The 21,416-nt window shown below is 65.4% G+C and carries 10 protein-coding genes and 1 pseudogene; 10 read left to right on the top strand and 1 reads right to left on the bottom strand.

The window, feature by feature from the left end:
* Positions 1-29 precede the first annotated feature (29 nt).
* The 8 genes and pseudogenes from KI242_RS14790 (at position 30) to KI242_RS14815 (ending at position 17,884) form a co-directional block, all read left to right on the top strand.
* The gene (locus KI242_RS14790) at positions 30-6,428 is read left to right on the top strand and encodes a type I polyketide synthase (RefSeq protein ID WP_244868201.1); all 6,399 of its coding nucleotides are present in this window, start codon (positions 30-32) and stop codon (positions 6,426-6,428) included.
* Positions 6,401-7,405: a beta-ketoacyl reductase gene (locus KI242_RS31790; RefSeq protein WP_244868202.1), complete on the top strand. Its 1,005-nt coding sequence runs from the start codon at positions 6,401-6,403 to the stop codon at positions 7,403-7,405. Before KI242_RS14790 ends, KI242_RS31790 begins: the two co-directional genes overlap by 28 nt.
* Positions 7,406-7,453: 48 nt before the next feature.
* Positions 7,454-12,778 (top strand): type I polyketide synthase, encoded by a 5,325-nt coding sequence (locus KI242_RS14795; protein ID WP_212806315.1) that lies wholly within the window; start codon positions 7,454-7,456, stop codon positions 12,776-12,778.
* Positions 12,779-12,828: 50 nt separating this feature from the next.
* The gene (locus KI242_RS31795; protein WP_225368764.1) at positions 12,829-13,011 is read left to right on the top strand and encodes a hypothetical protein; all 183 of its coding nucleotides are present in this window, start codon (positions 12,829-12,831) and stop codon (positions 13,009-13,011) included.
* Positions 13,008-14,462, top strand: a complete 1,455-nt coding sequence (locus KI242_RS14800; RefSeq protein ID WP_244868203.1) for a halogenase — start codon at positions 13,008-13,010, stop codon at positions 14,460-14,462. The genes KI242_RS31795 and KI242_RS14800 overlap by 4 nt, the downstream gene beginning before the upstream one ends.
* A gap of 1 nt (position 14,463) precedes the next feature.
* Entirely contained in the window at positions 14,464-15,606 is a 1,143-nt protein-coding gene (gene pltE, locus KI242_RS14805; RefSeq protein WP_212806316.1) for an L-prolyl-[peptidyl-carrier protein] dehydrogenase, read from the top strand.
* Positions 15,603-17,098, top strand: a pseudogene (gene pltF, locus KI242_RS14810) (L-proline--[L-prolyl-carrier protein] ligase). Before pltE ends, pltF begins: the two are co-directional and overlap by 4 nt.
* Before the next feature lie 3 nt (positions 17,099-17,101).
* Positions 17,102-17,884: an alpha/beta fold hydrolase gene (locus KI242_RS14815; protein WP_212806317.1), complete on the top strand. Its 783-nt coding sequence runs from the start codon at positions 17,102-17,104 to the stop codon at positions 17,882-17,884.
* 5 nt (positions 17,885-17,889) lie between these two features.
* On the opposite strand, the gene KI242_RS14820 is transcribed toward KI242_RS14815, so the two are convergent.
* A complete protein-coding gene (locus tag KI242_RS14820; RefSeq protein WP_026020031.1) occupies positions 17,890-18,525 on the bottom strand; it encodes a TetR/AcrR family transcriptional regulator in 636 nt (211 codons plus the stop codon).
* A 111-nt stretch (positions 18,526-18,636) separates the two neighbouring features.
* Between KI242_RS14820 and KI242_RS14825 the strand changes: the two genes are divergently transcribed.
* Together KI242_RS14825 and KI242_RS14830 are read left to right on the top strand one after the other, a co-directional pair.
* Positions 18,637-19,650: an HlyD family efflux transporter periplasmic adaptor subunit gene (locus KI242_RS14825; protein WP_011061087.1), complete on the top strand. Its 1,014-nt coding sequence runs from the start codon at positions 18,637-18,639 to the stop codon at positions 19,648-19,650.
* Entirely contained in the window at positions 19,647-21,416 is a 1,770-nt protein-coding gene (locus KI242_RS14830) for an ATP-binding cassette domain-containing protein (RefSeq protein ID WP_041117996.1), read from the top strand. Before KI242_RS14825 ends, KI242_RS14830 begins: the two co-directional genes overlap by 4 nt.

A 21,416-nucleotide genomic window follows, 5' to 3' on the forward strand; every position in this document is an offset into this window, starting at 1 on the left:
CTAAACACCCAGTCGAAGGAGATGACTGAATGGATGCTCGTGCGCCCATGGATTTTGAACCCATTGCAATCATCGGGAGTGGATGCCGCTTTGCCAAAGGTGCATCGACCCCCGAGGCATTCTGGGAGCTCCTTCGTGCTGGGACCGATTTTGTCGGACCGGTTCCCGCAGAGCGCTGGGACACAGCGGCGATCTACGATGAGAGCGCTGCTGAAACCGGTACGACCTACAGCAAGGTGGGGGCGTTCCTCGAGCACATCGACCGCTTCGATGCGCATTACTTTGGCATCTCGGCCTCTGAAGCCAAGGAAATGGACCCCCAGCAGCGCCTGCTGCTGGAGGTCGCCTGTGAAAGCGTGGCCCGTGCCGGCCTGACCCGCGAGCAGCTCAAAGGCAGCAGGACCGCGGTCTATGTCGGCATGCTGGGCATGGATTACCTGGCACTGCACTCCCGCGAGGCCGGCATCGAACAGATCAACCCCTACTATGCCGCCGGCAAGGAATTCAGCTTCGCCGCCGGGCGTATTGCCTACCACCTGGGTGTTCATGGGCCGGCAATGACCGTGACCACTGCATGCTCTTCTTCCCTGGTGGCCATGCACCTGGCCTGTCGCGCCTTGCAGGCAGGGGAGGCGGACATGGCCCTGGCCGGAGGGGTGAACCTGATGCTGGCGCCGGACCTGACGATCTACATGAGCCAGATCAGGGCGATCTCGCCCAGTGGCCGCTGCCGGGTATTCGATGCGGCGGCCGACGGGATCGTCCGGGGCGAGGGCTGCGGGGTCACGGTGCTCAAGCGCCTGGCAGATGCCCTGCGCGATGGCGACCCGATCCAGGCGGTGATCAGGGGCTCGGCGATCAACCAGGATGGCGCCAGTGCCGGCCAGACCGTGCCCAACGCCAATGCCCAGGCTGCGGTGATCAGCCAGGCCCTGAAAGTGGCCGGCTTGAGCGTGGACGACATCGACTATGTCGAGGCCCACGGCACCGGTACGCCCCTGGGCGATCCGATCGAACTCTCTTCGCTGGACAGTGCCTTCCAGGGGCGTGAGCGGCCGCTGTGGGTGGGCTCGGTCAAGGCCAACATGGGCCATCTGGATGCGGCCGCCGGAATGGCCAGCGTGATCAAGACCATGATGGTTCTCAAGCACGCCGAGGTGCCTGCGCAACTGCATCTTGCACAGTTGAACCCACTGGTGGACTGGAAGCGTTCCCGGCTGGCGGTGCCCACGGCGATCGAGTCGTTGCCCGACCGGCCGCGCCTGGCTGGAATCAGTGGTTTCGGGCTCAGTGGCACCAACGTCCACATGATTCTCGAAGATGCCAGCGCCTATCGGCAGGCACAGCCGCAGCAGGAACGATCGGCACAGGGCCGGCCCTGGGTCCTGCCGGTATCGGCCAGGTCCGCGCAGGCCGTGGTGGAGCAGGCCAGGGCCTATGCCGTTCATCTGCCGCAGCAGGACGATGGGCAATTGCAAGCCTTTGTCGCCAGCGCCATTCATCGTCGTGATCACTTTCCCTACCGGTCGGCCGTGGTGGGTGCGAACGCCGCGCAATTGAAGAGCCAGCTGGAGCAGTTGCCGGCCCCGACCTTGGCCTGCACGACGGACGAAGAGGATCGGCGCGGGCCCGTGCTGGTGTTTACCGGGCAGGGCGCCCAGTGGGTGGGAATGGGCCGCGACCTGCTTGAACGGGAGCCGGCCTTCCTGGCGATGATCCGGCGTTGCGACCAGGCGCTGGCCCAGTGGGCAAGCTGGTCGGTGGAGGCCGAGCTGCGCAGCGACGCCAGTGGGTCCCGCCTGCACCTGACCGAATTTGCCCAGCCCTGCATCTTTGCCATCCAGGTGGCGATCAGTGAATGCCTGCGCCAGTGGGGTGTGATCCCGGCGGCGGTGGTCGGCCACTCCATGGGGGAAGTGGCCGCGGCCTATTGCGCCGGAGCACTGGACCTGGAGTCGGCGGTGCGGGTCATCCACCATCGGGCCCAGGCCATGAAGGACACCCTGGGGCAGGGGCGGATGCTGGTGGTGGGCTTGCCCGCGCCGACGCTCCAGTCGCGTCTGGCGAACAACCCGCAACTGGAACTGTCGGTGGTCAACAGTCGAAACAGCTGTGTGGTGTCCGGCAGCCCGCAGGCTGTACAGGCTCTGGATCAGCAACTGCATGACGAAGGCATCTTCACTTACCTGATGCCGGCGGAATATGCCTTCCACTCCTGCCAGATGGATGAGTGCCTGACGCAGATCCGCGCGGGGCTGGAGGATTTGCCGGTGGTTGCCGCGCACACGCCCTGGATTTCCACCAGCGCGATGCCCGAGGAACCGATCCTGGCAGATGCCGACTACTGGGCGAGGAATGCCCGTGGCATCGTGCGCTTCGATCGCGCCATCGAACAGTTGATCGAGCAGGGGCACCGGCTGTTCGTCGAGATCGGCCCGCACACCGTGCTGGCGGCGTCGATCAACCAGGCCCTGGCCGATAAGGGAACCCAGGGGCTGGTGTGCGGCGCCTTGCATAAGCAGGGCGACGCCGCCCTGGAGCTGGCCAGTATTGTTGCCCGCCTGTACGAGTGGGGCGCAGGTCCCGACTGGCAAGCCTTCCAACCCAGGGAGGCGGCGCTGGAGCTGCCGGCCTATCCCTGGCAGCAGGAGCGTTTCTGGTTTGCCCCGGCGCCGCGGCCGCAGCCGGCAGGGCTCGTGTCCCAGCTGCGGGCGCAGGTACTGGTGTATGACGCCCAGGGCAATCTCTGCGCCCAGGCCAACGATGTGGCGCTGAGCGTGCCGCAGCTGGCACAGGCCGCTGTGCCGGCACCGGCCAAGGTGCCCGCAGCGGCGCAGCCGGTGGGGGATGTGCGGGCGCAGATTGGTGCACTGCTGACGCAGATCATCGGCGTGGCCTGTGCCGACCCGGACCCGGATCGAGGCTTCTTCGAACTGGGCCTGAGCTCGATTTCCCTGGTTGAATTCAAGCGCATGCTGGAGCGCCAGTTCGCCCTCAAGCTGTCGGCGACCGTGGGCTTCGACTATCCCACCATCAACCGGCTGGGCCAGTACCTGGAAGGGCTGCTGTCCCGGGAGCCGGCCAGCACCCCGATAACGGTCGATGCCGGGGCGACCGACGCCGCGGGGAGCGTCGCCGTGGTGGCCATGGCGTGCCGGTTTCCCCAGGCCGACAGCCCCGAGGCACTCTGGAAGCTGATGCTGGAACAGACGGACACCGTGGGGCCGGTACCGCCGTCCCGGCTCGCCGGCGCCAAGCCGGAGGAAACCTTCCCGCGGTTTGCCAGCCTTATCCAGCGCCCCGAAGGGTTCGACGAAGCGTTCTTCCGCATTTCCCCCAAGGAAGCCCGGAGCATGGACCCCCAGCAACGGCTGTTGCTGATGGTGGCCTGGGAGGCTCTGGAACGGGCCGGTATCCCTCAGGAGAAGCTGCTGGAACAGAGGGTCGGGGTATTTGTCGGGGCCAACTCCCACGACTACGAAACCCGGGTCCTGGGTAGCGCGCAAGGCGTGGATGCCCACTACGGCACTGGCAGTTCGTTTTCGGCGATCTGCGGGCGCCTCTCGCATTTTCTCGGCGTGCGTGGGCCGAGCCTGACGGTGGACACCGCATGCTCGTCATCGCTCACGGCCATCCATCTGGCGTGCAACAGCTTGCGTGCCGCGGAGTGCGACATCGCGATTGTGGGTGGGGTGAATGTCATCGCCTCGGCGTCGATCTTTCAATCCATGGGGCAGGCCGGCGCATTGGCCCCGGACGGCATCAGCAAGGCCTTCGACGACAGTGCCGACGGTTACGGTCGAGGGGAGGGCTGCGGCGTGGTCATTCTCAAGCGCCAGGCCCAGGCCGAGCGGGAGCGTGACCCGATTGTCGCGACGATTCTCGGTTCGGCGGTCAATCACGACGGTGCCTGTGCCGGGCTGACAGTGCCCAATGGTCCGGCGCAAGAGGCGCTGATCAGCGAAGCACTGGCCAACGCCGGCGTGCATCCGGGGCAAGTCAGCTACGTCGAGGCCCATGGCACCGGCACGGTGCTGGGTGACCCCATCGAGCTCAACGCCCTGCACAACGCCTATCGCCAGGCCAGCCCCGACAGTCCGCCGCTGACGGTGGCCTCGGTCAAGGCCAATATCGGGCACCTCGAGGCGGCAGCGGGCATCGCTTCGCTGATCAAGGCCTGCCTGGTGGTGGAGCACGGCCGGATTGCCCCGCAAGCCCATCTGCAGCGGGCCAACACCCGTGTCGACTGGGCGACCATGAACCTCAAGCTGGCGCATCAGGCCATGGACTGGCCGGGCCGGCCGGAGTCGCGGGTGGTCGGGGTGAGTGCCTTTGGTTTCACCGGGACTAACGTGCATGTGCTGCTCAAGGGCTATACGGCGCCCGCGACAGCGCCTTTGCCACCCGCCACAGCACCAGTGGCCTTGTGCCTGTCCGCGGCCACCCCGGCGGCATTGGCGGAGCTGGCCCAGCGCTATGTGTCCTTCCTGGGCGCTACCGAGCACTGCCCACAGACCATCTGCTACAACGCGCTGATGCGGCGCACGGCGTTCAAGGAACGCCTGGTCGTCCACGGCCAGGATTGCCGCGAGCTGGCTCAGGCACTACAGGCCTGGCTGGCCGGCAGCCCCATCGCCAATGACCGCAAACCCGCGGCCGGCGAACCCTGGGCAACCCTGGCCGAGGCCTTTGGCCGCGGCGCCCAGCCGCCGGGCCCCGAGCGCTTGCCGGACGGCTGTCAGGCCATCGGGTTGCCCACCTATCCCTGGCAGCTCAACGACTACTGGATCGATGCTGGCCAGCCGGCTACGGCGGTGCAGCCCGCCCGGGCAGCCTCGGGCCATCCTTGCCTGCAGGGGCTGGTACGGCCGGCCGCGCAGCTCTGGTACTGGTCGGGGGCTCTCGCTCCCCAGGCCGGGCATTACGACCCGCTGGGCGAACAGGGGTACAGGGTCAAGACTCACCTGTTGCTGGATGCCGTGCTCCAGGCGGTGCGGGAAACACCACGGGGCGTGCAGCAGATCCGCGACTTGCAGATTGCCCAGCTGCGCCTGCACGGCGAACAGCACCTCACTTCGCACCTGAGCATCCACCTCACCCAGGCGCCTGACGCCTGCTTCGAACTGGCCTTGCAAGGGGCCGGCGACGAGCGCCGCCAGGTCTGCATGAGCGGAACCCTGGTTGACTGTGCAGCGCAGTTGCAGGAGGAAACCCTGTGCGGGGTGTCGATGCTCGATGAGCCTTCACCGCCGGCGCCGGACGTTGGCCTGTGCCCATGGTCCGGGTGTGCGGCCACGGGCGGGCAGCGGGCCTTGTACCGCTTTGCCCACTCCCTGACGGCGGCCGAGCGCCAGACCCAGTTGCTGGCCAGTGTGGTCGAGCTGTTTGAAGGCGCCCACGCCGCCGCGCTGGTCGGGTTCTCCGGGCTCCAGGTATGGGCAGACCTGCCGGCGCAGGTATGGATTGTGCTGGCCGGCCATGACGCCGACAAACCCGACAGCCTGCAGGTAGTGGATGCCCGGGGTTGCCAGCTGGCGCTGTTCGAAGGTCCGCAGTTTGGCCATCCTGGTTCGTGGTACTTGCCCGACCTCCAGACTGCACCCCTCGACCTGCCGATGATCGCTCGCCAATGGCAGGACTATCCGATGCCGGGCGAGGGCGCTCGGCAACGCGAGGGCTACTGGATGGTGCTGGCCTGGAGCACTGCCGAGGTCCAGCCACTGGCTGCGGCGTTTGCGGCTGAACAGCGTCCGGTCGAAGTCATCGAGCTGCACGCCGGGCAACAACCTCTGGCCCGCAAACTGTCCTCGGCGTTGCGCGGGGCAGTGGCCGATCCGTCCTGCCTGGGGGTGATCGTTGCCGGCGTTGAGGCTCAGGAGGCCGACGGCCTCGGTATATCCCTGGTGGCCTCTGCGGCGCTGGTACAGGCCTTCGCCGGTGCGATCGGCAGCGTCGGAACACCGGCAAAGCCGGTCTGGTTCGCCCTTCATGCCAGTGATGCTGCGTCGCCGGCCATGGCCGCTGTCCAGGCCACCTGGCAGGGCGCCGCACATATCTTCGCCCTGGAGCAGCCTGCCTGGTGGGGCGGTCTGGTGACTTTGCAGGGCAGCGACAGAAGAAGCTACGCCAGCCTCTGCCGGCTGTTGCACGGCCAACCTGGCCATGATCACTTTGCGATCAGCGGCGCCCGGGTCGAGGTGCAATACCTGGTGGAGGATCAAGCCGACCCGCTACAGCGCCTGGAGCCGCCGGCGCTGAACGGAACCGTTGTGCTGCATGCCGTCCCGGGATCTGACCTGGAGCCTGTGCTGACGGCGCTCGGGCAGCGGGGTGTGCAGCGTGTGCTGCTGCTCTGCGAGGCCCCGGGCAACTGCACATGCCTGAGCGGATGCCCGAAGCGATGGCGATCAGCAGCCTCTCGGACCTGAGCCGGGAAAACCTGGCTGACACCTTCGCGACGCTGCGAGCGCAAGACCGCATCGCCGGCTTTATCCACCACGATCTTGACTGGCGCACGGTTGCGCTCAAGGAGCCAGAGTTTGTCGTGCGAATGCAGGAAGGCGTTCGGCCGCTTGAGGTCTTGCAGCAGGTTCACCAGCTGATCGATGACCCTGAAGCGTTCTTCCTGATCCTGGGCAGCGTGTCTTCCCTGCTTGGCGGGGCCGGCTTCGCCCGCTCGGCGATTGCCGATGCATATGCCTTGTGGGTGCATGCACAGCGCCGGCGCCAGGGGTTGAACTGCCAGCTGCTGCACCTGACGCAGAGCGAACAGGAGCTTGAGCAGGACGCCGCAGCCCGCACGGCCATGCAAGGCAGCGGCCTGCAGCCTTTGCAGCGCTCGCAGATAGTGCAGGCCATAGCCCGCGTGCTGGGTGGCCAGGGCCAGTGCGGGCTGCTCAATGTCGACTGGCAACAACTCAAAGGGCTGTACCTGAGCGTGCTGCCCTGGCCCTTGCTCGAACACCTGGGTGCAGCGGATAGCGCAGCGGATCAGCGTCTGGCCGAGCTGATTGGCCTGCCACCGCTGCAGCAGCGCCGGGCCATGCAGGCGCTGGTCTGCGAGGTAGTGGGGCAGGTGTTCGGCGTTGCCGATGGCCTGGAGCTCGATGTCAGGAAGGGCTTCTTCGACATGGGCATGTCCTCGGTCATGTCGCTGGACCTGCGCTCACGGCTGGGCCGGGCGTTGAGCATCGACCTGCCTTCGACCTTCGGCTTCGAATACACCTCCATCGAACAGGTCACGGACTACCTCATGGGCCAGCTCCTGGCGCCTGAAACCCGGGAGCCGGTGGCGGCGCCCGAACCTGTGTCGCCAGCGTCGCGGCATCAGGACCTGCATGAACTGTCACGGGCCGAGCTGATTGGTGCTCTCGAAGACGAGCTGCGCGATATCGCCAATTACTAGCCCTGGGGCTGGATGACAACTGCCAGAGAATCACTGATCGAGGCCTTTATGGATAACGATGTCCGCGATGTAAGCAAGGAACAGCTGCAAGAGAGTCTTGCTCAGGCAATCACCACCATCCGTGCGCTCAAGGAAAAGGTGGCCGGCAAGAGCTCGGCGCCTGTCGAACCGATCGCCGTAGTGGGCCTGGGGTGCCGGCTGCCGGGCAGTGCCGACACACCGAAGCGGCTGTGGAGCCTGCTGAAACATGCCACCGATGCGGTGGGCGACATGCCCAGCGACCGTCTGTACGGCACCGACTATTACCATCCTGATCCCCAGGCACCCGGCAAGGCCTACGTCATGCGCGGTGGCTTCATCGAGGGGGTGGATCAGTTCGACCCGGGCTTCTTCGGCATTTCGCCCAAGGAAGCCGAAGGCATGGACCCCCAGCAGCGCTTGGCCCTGGAGGTTGCCTGGGAGGCCCTGGAGAACGCCGCGATCGCCCCCGACAGCCTGCATGGCAAGAAGCTCGGCGTGTTCATGGGGGTCAGTACCAATGATTACGTGCGCCTGCGCCAGCAGTTGGGCGCGGTCGAGGACGTCAACGCCTACCAGTTCTATGGCGAAACCAGCTTCGTGGCCGGGCGCATTGCCTACACCCTGGGCTCCAGGGGCCCGGCGGTGGTGCTCGACACCTCCTGCTCCTCATCCCTGGTGGCCCTGCACCAGGCCTGCAACAGCCTGCGCAGCCGCGAGAGCGAGCTGGCGCTGGCCGGTGGGGTCAACCTGATCCTGTCGCCCTACGGTTTCATCCTGGTCAGCAAGCTGCGGGCCGTGGCCCCCGATGGCCGCTGCAAGACCTTCGACGCGGCGGCCGATGGCTACGGGCGCGCCGAAGGCTGCGTGATCCTTGCGCTCAAGCGGCTGAGCGATGCGGTACGCGACCAGGACCCGGTGCTGGCCGTGATCGAGGGTAGTGCGGTCAACAACGACGGCGCCAGCAGCGGCATCACCGTGCCCAACATCCACGCCCAGGAAGAGGTGATCAGGCTGGCGCTCGGCCAGGCCGGGCTCCAGGGCAGCGAGGTCGACTATGTCGAGGCCCATGGCACCGGCACCGCGCTGGGCGACCCGATCGAACTGCACGCCCTGCATGCGGTACTGGGCAAGCAGCGGCCCGTGGATACGCCGCTGCTGGTGGGCTCGATCAAGGCCAACATGGGGCATCTCGAACCGGTCGCCGGGGTGACCGGGCTGGCCAAGGTCCTGCTGTGCCTGCAACAAGAGGCCCTGGTGCCCCAGGTGCACTTCAACACGCCCAACCCGCGGATCGAATGGGATCGCCTGGCCCTGAAGGTGGTCACCGAATCCACGCCCTGGCCACGCCAGGGCAAGGCGCGGCACGCCGGTGTCAGTTCGTTTGGTGTCACCGGCACCAACGCCCATGTGCTAGTGGGCGACGCGCCGCTGCGCGAACGTGCCCAGGGGCGCGACAACCCCTGGCAGCTGATCACTCTGTCGGCCAAGGGCGAGACGCCCCGGCGCCAGATTGCCGGACGCTATGAACGTTTTATCGCCGACAACAGCCAGCTCGAACTCAAGGACCTGTGCTACACGGCGAACGTCGGGCGGGCGCACTTTGGCCATCGTTTCGCGGCCGTGGCCGATAGCCGTGAGGGGCTGCGCGAGCAACTGGCAGCCTATGCGTCACGCAAGGTGGTGGGGCATGTATTCGAAGGGCGCTGCCAGGGAGCGGCGGCGCCGCTGGTGATGCTCTTTCCGGGGCAGGGCTGCCAGTACCGGGCGATGGCCCAGGCACTGTATGACAGCGAACCATTCTTCAAGGCGCAGATCGATGAATGCCGCGCCCTGTTGCAGCCGCTGATGGACGTGGACCTGCTGACCCTGGTGCTGGACGCGGGAGCGGCCAGTGACAGCTACCTGCAACAGACCCGCTATGCCCAGCCGGCGATATTCGCGGTCGAATATGCCCTGGCGCGGTTGTGGATGCATTGGGGGGTCGCTGCCGATGCGCTGTTCGGACACAGTTTCGGCGAGATCGGTGCAATCTGTGTGGCCGGGGCGGTATCCCTGGCTGACGCGCTGCGTATGGTGGAGGCGCGTGGGCGCCTGGCCCAGCAACTGATGACGGCCGGCGGCGCGATGTACGCACTGGGCATGAGCGAGGCGCAACTGCTGGAGCTGCTCAAGGACCGGCCCGGCAGCGCGATCGAACTGGCGGCGGTCAACAGCCCGCAGGACGTGGTGGTGGCCGGGCCGCAAGCCGAGGTCCAGGCGCTGGCCGAAGCGGCGCTCGCCAGCGGTTGCAAGGTCAAGAAGCTTGCGGTTTCCCATGCTTTCCATACCGCAGCCACCGAGCCGATGCTTGAAGCGTTCCGCCAGACGGTGGCGCAGATCACCTTCAGCGAGCCGCGCTTGCCGGTCATCAGCAGTGTCACTGGCCGGGTGCATACGCTCTCCAGCCTGAGCTCGCCCGATTACTGGTGTACGCACACCCGCCAGGCCGTGAGGTTCAGCGAAGGGGTCAACACCCTGATCGCAGAGCTGGGGGTGAAAACCTTCCTTGAAGTGGCCTCCGATGCTGTGTTGACGCCGCTGATCGGCCGTCACCCCCTGGCGGACGACAGCCTGGTCCTGGCCAGCCTGCGCCGGGCCGGCGATCCGTCCAGGGACCTGCGCCTGGCCGCCGCGCAGCTCTACGTGGGCGGCCATAACCTCGACTGGGCCCGGCTGCACGAGCATGACGGGGCCTTGCGCCAGGCCTTGCCCGGGTATGCGTTTCAGCGCCAGCGCTACTGGTTCGACAACGCCAGCGGCTCGCCCCTGCAACAGGTCACTGCGGGAGCGGTCGGCCGGCTGCTGGGGCATTCGGTCAATGCACCCACTCCGGCATTCGAGTCGACGCTCGATAGCGGGCTCCTGCAGGCCGTGGGCGGCGAGATCCGCGATGACCTGGCGCTGCTGCGTCCTGACCGGTTGCTGGCAGCCCTGAGCGATGAGCTGGCCGGCCACTTGCAGCTGGACACCTATGGGGTGAGCCTCGCCAGCATCACCCCGGCCCTGGCGTTCCATGTCGATGACCAGTTGCATCTGTTCACCGAACTCAAGCCGCTGTCCGGGGCGGCCTGGGAGGTCAACTGTTCGGCCCTGAGCGCAGCGGCCAAGGTTGCCGGTGCCGATTGGCAGCCGGTCCTGTCGCTGACCCTGGAAGGCCTGCCGGCGGCTGTCCGGGGCGGCCTGCCGGACCCGGGCCATGCCGCCACCCAGGACGCAGGCTTTGTCTACCACATGCAGTTGCCGGCAGAACCCGATCCGCACGGCAATCACCTTGGGCAGGTCCTCGAGTACCTGGGGCAGGCGGTGCCGGGCGATGCGCCGGGCTCGATAAGCGGCATCCGCCGCTGGGTCGCCAGCCGGTCCGCTTCGCCCCGGGCACAAAGCCTGGTGATTGCCACGAGCCAGGCACATCCGCAGCAGTTCGACTGCGCCTTGTACGATGCGCACGGCCAGTGTGTAGGCAGCCTGGAAGGGCTGACCCTGGCTGCCGCCCCGAGTGAGGAGGCGCTGCGTGGCATGCTTTACCAGCCCGACGTGCTCTACAGCCTGGATTGGCTCGAACGCCCTCGCCAGCGCGCCGAAGTGCCGCAGCAGGGCCGCTTGTTCACCCTGGTCAGCCGCTCGCCGGAGACCGCCGCTCCCCTGGTCGAACACCTGCAGCGTGGCGGGCATCGTGCCCGGGTCCTGTGCCCGCAGCAGTTGCTCGATAGCGCGCGGAGGGTGCTGGCCCAGGACCCGAGCCAGGCATTGACCGATGAAGGCGAGGCCTTGGCCGCCGATATCATCGTGCTCGATGGCAAAGACATCGAGGATGCCGGCTCGACCACGCTGCAGAGCCTGTCGAGCCTGCAGGCGACGCTGTTCCACCCGTTGCTGGAGATGGTCCAGGCGCTCATCGAACTGGGCCCGCGCGGTGGCCGGTTGTGGCTGGTGACCCAAGGGGCAAACGCCGTTGGCCTGGATCGCGACCAGCCCCTGCAAGTGGCGACCGGGCCGTTGTGGGGGCTGGGCAAGACGCTCGCCCTGGAGCACCCCGAACACTGGCGCGGGCTGATCGACCTGGCCCCCGACGATCCTCACTGGGCAAGGGCGCTGGCCGAAGAAGTCAGTGACCCCGATGGCGAGGACAAGATCTGCCTGCGCCCGGGCAAGCGTTATGTCCAGCGCCTGAACCATTTCAGCACTGCGCAGTTGCCAGCACAGGCCTATGCACCTTGCCCGCAGGGCAGTTACCTGATTACCGGCGGCATGGGTGGAATTGGCCTGGCCATGGCCCAGTGGCTTCTGGATAAAGGCGCTGGCGCTGTGCTGATCACCGGCCGGCGGCCACTGGAGGATGTCGCCACGGGCCTGGAGCGCTTCGGCGCTGCGGCATCGCGGGTGAGTTACGTCCAGGCCGACATCACCTCGCCCCAGGACATGCAGCGGCTGTTCTGCGGTCTGGAGGCGTCGGGCGCGAGCCTGAAGGGCATCTTCCATGCCGCCGGAATTTCAATTCCGCAGGATCTCAAGGACGTCGACCGTGACAGTTTCGACCAGGTGATGCGGCCCAAGGTCGAGGGCACCTGGTTGTTGCACGAACTGTCCCTGGGGCTGGACCTGGACTTCTTTGTCCTGTGTTCGAGCATCGCCAGTGTCTGGGGTTCGCAGCATGTCGCCAGCTACGCAGCCGCCAATCAGTTCCTCGACAGCCTGGCGTGGCAGCGTCGGGCCATGGGCCTGAGTGCCCTGGTGATCGACTGGGGGCTGTGGGCCGGCGGCAGTCACCTGTTCGACGAGCAGGTGCTGAATTTCCTCACCAGCGTTGGCTTGAAACAGATCGCCCCGGTACAGAACGTCGGCCTGCTGTCGCGGATTCTGGCCAGCGAGCTGCCCCAGATGGTGGTGTCAGGGGTGGACTGGAATCGCTTCAAGCCACTGCTCGAATCCCGCGGCCCGCAACCGCTGCTGCAGTACATCCGCAGCCAGGCTCCGACCGCCAGGGCCGGCGACAGCAGCAACGTGGAGATCCTGCAGCAACTGGCGGGCGCCGACGAAGCCACTGCCCTGGCATTGCTGGATGACTACGTGTGGGAGCAGTACGCGCAGTTGCTCGGGGTCAAGACCGAACAGGTGCGGGCCAAGCTCGAGGATGGCGGCAGCCTGATGGACTACGGCCTGGACTCGCTGCTGGTGATGGACATGGTCGCCCGCTGCCGGCGCGATCTGAAGCTGGAGATCAAGGCCCGCGAGTTTCTTGAGTGTCCGGGCCTGATGTGGCCGGACTTCCTGGCCCGTTCGATAAAGGAACAGGGCTGCGTGGCCGAGGCCTGACGGGCCGCGGGCAGTGCAACCCAGACCCATGATCTGTGATTGAGGTGGTTATGAACGATGTGCAGTCTGGCAAGGCGCCAGAGCATTACGACATTCTCTTGGCGGGCAACAGCATCAGCGTGATCATGCTCGCCGCCTGCCTGGCCCGGAACAAGGTCCGGGTCGGTTTGTTGCGCAACCGGCAGATGCCCCCGACCTTACCGGTGAGGCGACGATTCCCTATACCTCGATGATTTTCGAGCTGATTGCCGACCGCTATGGCGTGCCGGAAATAAAGAATATCGCCCGCACCCGGGATATCCAGCAGAAGGTGATGCCGTCTTCCGGGGTCAAGAAGAACCTCGGGTTCATCTATCACCAGCGCAGCCGGGCGGTGGACCTGGGCCAGGCGCTGCAATTCAACGTGCCCTCCGAGCATGGCGAGAACCATCTGTTCAGGCCCGATATCGATGCCTATCTGCTGGCGGCGGCCATCGGTTATGGCGCGCAGCTGGTGGAGATCGACAACAGCCCAGAGGTGCTGGTTGAGGACAGCGGGGTCAAGGTAGCTACGGCACTGGGGCGCTGGGTCACTGCCGATTTCATGGTTGATGGCAGCCAGGGCGGCCAGGTGCTGGCGCGGCAGGCTGGCCTGGTCAGCCAGGCTTCGACGCAGAAGACCCGGACCCTGGAATTCTCCACTCATATGCTCGGGGTGGTGCCGTTCGATGAGTGCGTGCAGGGCGATTTTCCCGGCCAGTGGCATGGCGGCACTCTGCATCACGTGTTCGATGGGGGCTGGGTGGGGGTCATCCCGTTCAACAACCATCAGCACTCGCGCAACCCTTTGGTCAGCGTGCTGGTTTCACTGCGTGAGGACCTCTGCCCGAGCATGGACGGCGACCAGGTCCTGGCCGGCCTGATCGAGTTGTACCCCGGCCTGGGGCGGCACCTGTCCGGCGCCCGGCGGGTTCGCGAGTGGGCGCTGCGCCAGCCGCCCCGGCAGGTCTATCGCACGGCGCTCGAACGCCGCTGCCTGATGTTCGACGAGGGCGCCGCGAGCAACGATCTGTTGTTCTCGCGCAAGCTGTCCAATGCTGCGGAACTGGTTCTGGCCCTGGCGCACCGGCTGATCAAGGCGGCGCACAGCGGTGACTACCGCAGCCCGGCCCTGAATGATTTTGTCCTGACCCAGGACAGCATCATCAGCTTGAGTGACCGGATCGCCTCAGCGGCCTATGTGTCGTTTCGCGACCCCGAGTTGTGGAATGCCTTCGCCCGTGTCTGGCTGCTGCAGTCGATTGCCGCCACCATCACCGCGCGCAAGATCAACGATGCCTTTGCCAAGGACCTGGACCCGCAAGTGTTCGATGAAATCGACCAGCTCGCAGAGGACGGTTTCTGGATGCCTCTGTATCAGGGGTACAAGGATATTCTCAACACTACGCTGGGCCTTTGTGATGACGTCAAAAGCGCCAAGGTCTCTGCTGCGCACGCGGCGAGCAGCATCTTTGCGGAGCTTGCCAACGCCAGTTTTGTTCCGCCTATTTTTGATTTTGCTAATCCTCACGCTCGTGTCTATCAACTGACCACCTTGAGAAAGCTCAAGGCGCTCTGGTGGGGCCTGATGCAAGTGCCCTCAGAGGTCGGGCGGCTGATTTTCTATCGATCCTTCAGAAAACCTTCCCTGCGCAAGGAGAGTTGAAATGGACTTCAACTACGACGATACCCAGAAAAAACATGCGGCCATGATCGCCCAGGTGTGTGCCGAGCAACTGGCGGCCTGTGGCAATGAACACTCGCGGTATTTCACCGCCCGGCAATGGGCGATCTGCGGCGAGGCCGGATTGCTGGGGCTGTCGATTCCCCGGGAATACGGTGGCCAGGGCCTGGGTGCACTGTCGACGGCCATTGCCATGCACGCCTTTGGCCTGGGTTGCACAGACATGGGCCTGGTGTTCGCGGCGGCGGCCCACCAGTTTGCCTGTGCGATGCCGATCGTCGAGTTCGCAACAGCGGAAACCAAACGCGATGTGTTGCCCAAACTCGCCAGCGGTGAATTCATCGGCTCCAACGCGATCACCGAACCCGAGGCCGGCTCCGACTCCAGCAATTTGAAGAGCCGTGCCTGGCCCCAGGCCGATGGCAGTTATCGCCTTGACGGCCACAAGAGCTTTGCCGGCAATGCGCCGATTGCCGACATCTTCGTGACCTATGCCACCACCCAGCCCGAGTACGGTGCCCTGGGGGGCAGCGGTTTTATCGTCCACCGCAGCAGTGCGGGGCTCAGGGTCAGTGAGCCCCTGGACAAGGTATGCCTGAGAAGCTGCCCCGCGGGTGAAGTGTTCTTTGACGATTGCAGGGTTCCTGAGGTCAACCGCCTGGGTGAGGAGGGGCAGGGCCGGCAGGTGTTCCAGAGCTCCATGGGCTGGGAGCGTGCCTGCCTGTTCGCAGCGTTCCTGGGGATGATGGAGCGGCAACTGGAACAGACCATCGAGCATGCGCGCACCCGGCGCCAGTTTGGCAAGCCGATTGGCGACAACCAGGCGGTTTCGCACCGTATCGCGCAAATGAAGCTGCGCCTGGAGTCGGCGCGGTTGCTGCTGTTCCGGGCGTGCTGGGGCATGGACCAGGGCGATCCGGGGCAGCTCAACATTGCCCTGTCGAAACTGGCCATCAGTGAAGGGGCGCTGGCATCGAGCATCGATGCGGTGAGGATTTTCGGCGGCCGGGGCTGCCTGGAGTCTTTCGGGATCGAGGCGATGCTGCGCGATTCCATCGGCACTACGATCTTTTCCGGCACCAGCGACATGCAGCACGAGATCATTGCCCGGGAGCTGAAGCTATGAAGCTGCTCCATGAACGGATGATGCACAGCCTTGCCCGCTACCCGCGGCAGACGGCGGTGGTGGATGAGCAGGATGCCTTGAGCTACGAGGCGCTGGAGCTCAGGACCCGGGAATTCGTGGCAATGCTCTGTGCCCTGGGGGTCGGCCAGGGGCAGCGGATCCTGCTCTGGGCGCACAAGTCGGTGGACCTGGTGGCGGTCATGCAGGCGGCCCTGCGGCTGGGGTGGTGTATGTGCCGGTGGACCCACTGAGCCCGGTGTCGCGCCTGGAAAAGATCGCCGGGGATTCCCAGGCCGTGCTGGTCCTCTGCACCGCGGCACGCCTGGAAGAACTCGCCGGCTCCGCGCTTGCCCAGGTGCGCAGCGTGGTCCTGGACGACCCGGCCAGCGCCGGCTACTGGCGCAACATCGATACCGGCTCCAGCGTAGTGCCTACGCTGCGCATCCAGCCGGACGATCTGGCCTACATCCTCTACACCTCCGGGTCCACCGGCGTGCCCAAAGGGGTTGCGCTCAGCCACGGCAATGCCCTGGCCTTCGTCGACTGGGCGTGCGAGCGCTATTGCTTCCAGCCTGGCGAGCGTTTCGCCAACCATGCCCCCCTGCATTTCGACCTGTCGGTCCTGGACATCTACTGCGCGCTCAATGTGGGCGCGACGGTGTGCCTGGTTCCCGAGTCGATCGCGTTCTCGCCGCGGCTGCTGACCGACTTCATCCGCCAGCACGAAATCAGCATCTGGTACTCGGTGCCCTCGGTACTCATGATGATGATGCAAGACGGCGACTTGCTCAGCGATATTCAGGACACCCTGCGGGTACTGTTGTTCGCCGGCGAGCCTTTTCCGATCAAGCACCTGCGTGACCTGCGCGCGGCCTATGCCGATGTGCGTCTGGCCAATCTCTTCGGCCCCACGGAAACCAATGTGTGCACCGCATTCGAGGTCGGCGCCATCGATCCCGAGCGCGTGCTCCCGGTGCCCATCGGCACGGCCGCCTCCGGCAACCAGGTGTGGGCGCAAAAGCCTGATGGCAGCCGCTGCGCAGTGGGTGAAGAAGGTGAGCTGGTGGTGCAGGGGCCTACGGTCATGCTGGGCTATTTCGCCAAGCCGGCTCAGGAGGGGCCCTACAAGACCGGCGATATGGTCAGGCAGCGGCCTGACGGCAACTACGAATACCTGGGGCGTCGTGACGACATGCTCAAGGTGCGTGGCAACCGGATCGAGCGCGGGGAAGTCGAAGCCGCGCTGCTGGCCCATCCCCAGGTCAGCGAGGCCGCCGTGCTGGTGGTCGGGGAGGGGATGAACGCGCAGTTGTGGGGCGTGCTGGTCGCTCACACCCGGGACGCTCTTTCGCTGATCGACCTCAAGCGCCACTGCGCCCAGCGCCTGCCTCGCTACATGATCATCGACAAGGTGCTGTGCCTGGACGCACTGCCACGCAACGCCAATGGCAAGGTCGATCGCTTCGCCCTGGCCAGGCAGGTGGAGGGCTGACCCATGGGAACTCCATCACGCGTGGCCAAGGACGCCTGGTTTCCCTATGCCAGCCGGCCTCGGGGCAAGATGCGCCTGTTCACCTTTCCCTATGCCGGGAGCGGGGCCTCGGTCTTTCATCGCTGGTTCCTGCCCCTGTACGACCAGGTCGACCTGTATGCCTTGCAGTTGCCGGGCCGCGAGGGTCGCAGCCAGGAGGCCTGCTACAGCGACATGCAGGCGGCGGCCAATGACGTGGCCGACTGCCTGGAGCAGTTTGGCGATGACATCCCCTGCTGTTTCTTCGGCCACAGCATGGGCGCCTTGCTGGCCTTTGCGGTCGCCGGTGTGCTGCAGGAGCGGCGGTTGCCGATGCCGCAGCAACTGATGCTCTCGGGCATGGTTGCGCCCCATGTGCGGCAACGGGTAGCACCGCTGCACCAGCTGCCGGCAGAGCAGGCCATCGCCGCGCTGCAGGCCATGGGGGGCGTGCCGGCGGTGGTGCTGGCCGAGGAGGACCTGATGCAGATGTACCTGCCTATCATTCAGGCCGACATACAGATGGTCTACTCCTACGCCGGTGCCCAGCCGCAGCCGCTGGACACCCGCATGATCTGCCTGAGCGGCGCCCAGGACCTGATTGCGCCGCCTGCGCAGATGCAGCAGTGGCGGCGCTACACCCTGGGCGGCTTCGAGCAGTTCGTGTTTGCCGGTGGCCATTTCTTTCTCGACACCCAGGTCATGTCGCGGGTCAAAACAGTGCTGGGCAGCGCCCTGCACAATCAGCCTGGCAGTCTGGCGGTGTGAGCCGACTATTGGGCAATGGCCGCGAGGCCGGACCTGGCGAACAGCTTGAAGTGGGCTTTCAGGGCGTTGGCGTCGTGTTGCAGGACGGCTTGCAGCGGGCTGGGCTGCTGGCGATCTATCACCGCCAGCATCAGGCAGGGCGCGATGATGCTGATGGTGCAACGCGCCAGCGCCGGGTCACCGATCGGAAAGCCGGTGATCTCGCTGATGAGCGCTTCCAGCAGACGGAATTTGGGCATCACTTCTTCTTGCACAAGGCTGGTGAAATGGACAGTGGGCGCCAGTATTTCCCGTGCACAGACTTTGCTTTGCCAGCTCTGCTCATCGAGCACCCGGGTGACGATGGCATCGATGAAGCTATCGAGCTTGATCAGCGCCGGCTCTTCGCTTTGCGCCAGCTGCGACAGGGCTTCGAAGCTCACCAGCTGCTTGTGTCCCTCGATCAGCACCGCCTTGTACAGGGCTTCCCGGCTACCGAAGTGGTAGTTGATGGCGGCGAGGTCGGCGCCGGCTTCTTCACAGATGAGCTTGCTCGCGGTGTTGGCATAGCCATGCTGGGCAAACAGGCGGGCAGCCACTTCGAGAATGCGGATTTTAGTGTGTTCGCCGTCGCTTCTGCTGGTTCTGCGTCGCGTGTTCATGATGTTCCTCGTGGTCTGAGCGGGGGGTTGCTTCATGGCCAGTATCTGTTATTTTCTAATTTAAATTCAAATTGAATTTTAATTAGGCCTTGGCAAACAAAGGACTCATGGATGAAGAAGCAGTTGATTGTAGGGGTTGCCGTACTGCTGGTGGCCACAGCGGGTGTTTCCTGGTTTCTCCTTCGCCCCGAGAAGCAGAACGACCACCTCAAGCTCCATGGCAACGTCGACATTCGCCAGGTGTCACTGGCGTTCGACGGCAGTGAGCGAATCGCCGCGCTGTATGCCGAAGAGGGCGACCTGGTGCAGCCAGGCCAGGTCCTGGCGGAACTCGACACACGCACACTGCGCCTGGAAATAAATCGCTCCAAGGCCAGGATCGGCGCCCAGGAACAGGCGCTGCTGCGCTTGAAAAATGGCACACGGCCTCAAGAGGTCGAGCAGTCCAAGGCACGTTTTGATGCCGCCCAGGCGCAAATGCAGCTGGCTCAACTGCACATGCAGCGCCTGCGCAGGATCGCCGACGACACCCAGGGCAAGGGCGTCAGCCAGCAACGCCTGGACCAGGCAGCCGCCCGCTTGCAAGTGGCCAAGGCCCAGTCGCAGGAGCAGCGCGAATCCTGGACCCTGGCCAAGATCGGCCCACGCAATGAAGACATCGCCCAGGCCACGGCCGACCTGCAAGCCTCCAGGGCCGACCTGGACCTGCTGGAACATTACCTGGCGCGCGCTCAGCTCAAGGCGCCGACCCAGGCCCGGATCCGCACGCGCCTGCTGGAGCCGGGGGATATGGCCTCGCCGCAGCGCCCGGTGTTTGCCCTGGCCCTGACCGACCCCAAGTGGGTACGGGCCTATGTCAACGAGCGCCAGTTGGGCCACATACGTGCGGACCAGATGGCGCGGGTCTACACCGACAGCTTTCCTGACCAGGCCATCGACGGCAAAGTCGGCTACATCTCCTCGGTTGCCGAATTCACCCCCAAGTCGGTGGAAACGGAAGACCTGCGCACCAGCCTGGTCTACGAGATCCGGGTGCTGGTCAAGGACCCTGACGATCGCCTGCGGCTCGGTATGCCGGCGACCGTCTACCTTGACCAGGCACCGGTGGCCGGGGCCACGCCATGAGTGCGCCAGCGGTAACGGTTCAGGCTGTTGAACTGGTCAAGCGCTTTCGCAGTGGAACGCGAGAACAGTTGGCTCTAGAGCAGGTTTCTCTGGAGGTGCCTAGTGGCAAGTTGAGTGCCCTGGTGGGGCCGGACGGGGCCGGAAAAACCACCCTGTTGCGGATGATTGCCGGCTTGCTCAAGGCCGACGAAGGGCTGTTGAAGGTGCTGGGGCTGGACGTCGCCGCAGATCCGCAGCAGGTGCAGGACCTCATCAGCTACATGCCCCAGAAGTTCGGCCTGTACGAAGACCTGACGATCCAGGAAAACCTCGAACTCTACGCCGACCTGCATGGCGTGCGCGCCCAGCAGCGCGAGGAGCGCTTTTCCCGGTTGCTGCAGATGATGGACCTGACGCGTTTTCGCGACCGGCTGGCCGGACAGCTTTCCGGCGGCATGAAACAGAAACTGGGGCTGGCCTGTACTCTGGTCCGTTCACCGCAACTGTTGCTGCTGGACGAGCCCACCGTGGGGGTGGATCCGCTGTCGCGGCGGGAACTGTGGAGCATCATCGAACAACTGATCGAGCAGGAAAACCTCACGGTGCTGATCAGCACTGCCTACATGGACGAGGCCCAGCGTTGCGCCCAGGTCTTTGTGCTGTACCAGGGGCGGCTGATCGCCCAGGGGCCACCGGCGCAGTTGTGCCATCTGGCGCAGGGCCTGTGCTATGGCGTCGGCCCCGAGGCCGGCACCCCGGCCAGGCTGTTGCAGGCGCGCTTGCTTGACGACAATGAACACATCATCGATGCCGTGCCCGAAGGCGGCATGGTTCGCTTTATCCGCAGCGCCCAGGTGCCTCTGCAGGCCATTCCATCCCTGGCTGGCCAGGCCTCTCCCCAGGCGCTGGAGGCCCGCCTCGAAGATGGCTTCATGGTGTTGCTCCGGCAACAGGTTGGCAGTGTTGCAAGCCTGGACGAGCCGGCGCAGGCGCCCGCCAGCGACGGCCAGGGCGACGCTGCCTCTGGGCGTGCGGTGGTCATCGAGGTCCGCGACCTGGTGCGCAAGTTCGGGGACTTCACCGCGGTTGCCAGCACCTCGTTCGAGGTGTTGAAGGGCGAGATATTCGGCTTGCTGGGCCCCAACGGAGCCGGCAAGACCACCACGTTTCGCATGCTTTGCGGTTTGCTTCCCGCCTCCAGCGGGCACCTTGAGGTGGCCGGCGTCAACCTGCGCACCGCACGGGCGGCGGCGCGGCGCAAGATCGGCTACGTCTCGCAGAAGTTCGCCCTGTACGCGAACCTGTCGGCCCTGGAGAACCTGCGCTTCTTCGGCGGCGCCTATGGCCTGCACGGCGCGAAGCTGAAAGCGCGGGTGGCGTTGATGCTCGAACAGTTCGACCTCGACGAACACAAGCACCTGCGCAGCGGCGAGCTGCCCGGTGGCTACAAGCAGCGCCTGGCCATGGCGGTCGCGCTGCTGCACGAGCCGCAGATCCTGTTTCTCGACGAACCCACCAGCGGTATCGACCCCTTGGCCCGTCGGGCGTTCTGGCGCCGTATCACCGCCCTGGCGCAAAGCGGCACGACGATCGTGATCACCACCCACTTCATGGAAGAGGCCGAGTACTGCGACCGTATCGTCATCCAGGATGCCGGACGGCTGCTGGCCCTGGGCACTCCGGAACAGGTACGCCACCAGGGCAGCGAGTCGCTTGCCGACATGAACAGCGCCTTCATTGCCGTGGTCGAGCGTGCTCGGGCCCAGGCCAGCGCCCCGGTGCAGTGA

This window comes from Pseudomonas sp. Eqa60 (assembly GCF_018326405.1).
In the GTDB taxonomy this organism is placed as follows: domain Bacteria; phylum Pseudomonadota; class Gammaproteobacteria; order Pseudomonadales; family Pseudomonadaceae; genus Aquipseudomonas; species Aquipseudomonas protegens.